2 protein-coding genes are annotated in these 2,109 nt (G+C 68.8%); both read right to left on the reverse strand.

Going from position 1 to position 2,109, the window contains the following annotated elements; all coding sequences use genetic code 11:
• Positions 1–72: 72 nt before the first annotated feature.
• Positions 73–861: an IS21-like element helper ATPase IstB gene (gene istB, locus ABT008_RS30350; protein WP_350700725.1), complete on the reverse strand. Its 789-nt coding sequence runs from the start codon at positions 859–861 to the stop codon at positions 73–75.
• Complete coding sequence (gene istA, locus ABT008_RS30355; protein WP_350700727.1) at positions 861–2,090, reverse strand: IS21 family transposase; 1,230 nt, start codon at positions 2,088–2,090, stop codon at positions 861–863. Before istA ends, istB begins: the two co-directional genes overlap by 1 nt.
• Positions 2,091–2,109: the final 19 nt, after the last annotated feature.

Here is a 2,109-nt window from a genome sequence, read left to right on the forward strand (position 1 = left end):
GGTGTCAACGCCGGTTGAACTTTGACCCCTCTGTTCCGGCCGAATGTTGACCCCCTCGCTGGTTGTTGATGTTCAGTCGTTGGTCTTGGTGGCTGCGGGGACGCGGCCGAGGTCGCGGTCTTTGAGTCGGTAGCTGTCGCCCTTCATCGAGATGACCTCGGCGTGGTGAACGAGGCGGTCGATCATGGCTGCGGCGACTACGTCGTCGCCGAACACTTCGCCCCACCGGCCGAAGGGCTTGTTGGACGTGACGATCAGCGAGGCCCGTTCGTAGCGGTTGGAGACGAGCTGGAAGAACAGGTTCGCGGCCTCGGCTTCGAAGGGGATGTAGCCGACCTCGTCGATGATCAGCAGCGGGACCCGGCCTAGCTTGACCAGTTCGTCCTGGAGGCGGCCGGCGTGGTGGGCGTCGGCGAGGCGGGACACCCACTGAGCGGCGGTGGCGAACGCGACCCGGTGGCCGGCCTGGCAGGCCCGGATCCCCAGGCCGATGGACAGGTGGGTCTTGCCGGTGCCGGGCGGACCGAGGAACACCACGTTCTCCTTGGACGCGACGAAGTCGAGGGTGCCGAGGTGGGCGATGGTCTCCCGCTTCAAGGACCGTTGGTGGTCGAAGTCGAACTCTTCCAGGCTTTTGCGGGCCGGGAACCGGGCGGCCCGGATACGGCCCTCACCGCCGTGAGCCTCTCGGGCGGCGACTTCGCGTTGCAGGCAGGCGGCGAGAAACTCCTCGTGGGTCCACGACTCCGCCCGGGCCCGCTCCGCCAGCCTCTCGACCGACGCGCCCAGAGAGGGCGCCTTGAGGACGCGGGTGAGGAACGCGATCTCCGAGGTGACGTTGCGGCTGGTCTTGGCGCCCATCACGCAGCCACCTCAACGTCCAAGCCGAACAGGCGGTCGTAGTCGCTCAACGGCCGGCGTTCGACCTGGGCGTCGACTGCGGTCGTCGGGGTGTGTTGGGCGGCGATGCGCAGGTCTGCTGCGGCTTGGCGGTGGGCCGGGTCGGTGATGCTCTGATGCTTGGCCCAGCAGCGGTCGTGCCGGGCCACCGGTCGGCCGTCGCAGAGCACCGTCACCTGGTCGCAGTCGGCGGTGACCTCGACCCGCCGACCAACCACCGACGGATGCACCGAGTAGTCGTTGCCGTCCAAGCGAACGTAATGATCGCGGGGCAGCCGTGTGGTCTGCCGCCAGCCGACCACCGGCGCGACCGGCGGCAGCGGCAGCATCACCTGCCGGTCGCCGTCCCACCGCTCAACCGGCCGGCAGCCCAGTACCCGGTGCTGGCGGTTGTTCGCCCGCACCAGCCATTCGGACAGTTGGGCGTTGAAGTCCTGCGGTGACGCGAAGCGGCGTCCGGGCAGGAACGACGTCTCCAGATAGCCGTTGGCCCGCTCCACCAGGCCCTTGGCCTCCGGGTCCGCCGGCCGGCACTGGATCACCTTGATGCCGAGGGTGCCGCGGAAGGCGTTCATCGCTTCGGTCAACTGAGGCCGCCCGGCCCGCCACTGCCCGACGGCGGACTCGTTGTCCCACACCAACGCCTTGGGCACCCGCCCCCACCCGGAGATCAGCGTCCAGTGCCCGACCAGCAGGTCCGACGACTGCCTGGTCGGGATCATCACCGCTGACAGCCACCGCGAATACCCGGACACCATCACCAGCACCGGTGGCCGGCCGACCTGCCCGAAGCCCAACGGCACGTCCGCCGGCGGGAACCACAGGTCGCATTGCGCCAGCTCTCCCGGCAGATACTCCGTCCGCTGGCTCGGGTCAGGACGGCGGAACAACGGCCGCAGCTGCTGCACCCGATCGGAGAACACCGTCTTGCCGCGGGTCCACCCGACCCGTTCCATGATCACCGTCGTCGGCATGTCCGGGAACTCCGCCAACAACCCCCGGATCTGCGGCTCGACCGCGTCCACGATCGAGCCCTTCGCCGCCCGCTGATAACGCGGCGGCTCATGACTGGCCAAGGCCTTCCGCACCGTGTTCCGCGATACCCCCAGCCGACGACAGATGGCCTTGATCGCCATCCGCTCCGCCCGGTGCAACCGACGGATCTCCGCCCAGTCCTCCACGCTCAGCACCTCCCGATGCTTCCGGAAG

The organism is Micromonospora sp. NPDC002389 (genome assembly GCF_040296095.1).
Lineage (GTDB): Bacteria > Actinomycetota > Actinomycetes > Mycobacteriales > Micromonosporaceae > Micromonospora.

Coding starts and splice junctions, on each gene's coding strand:
- istB (WP_350700725.1), bottom strand. CDS start 861: ATGGGCGCCAAGACCAGCCGCAACGTCACCTCGGAGATCGCGTTCCTC.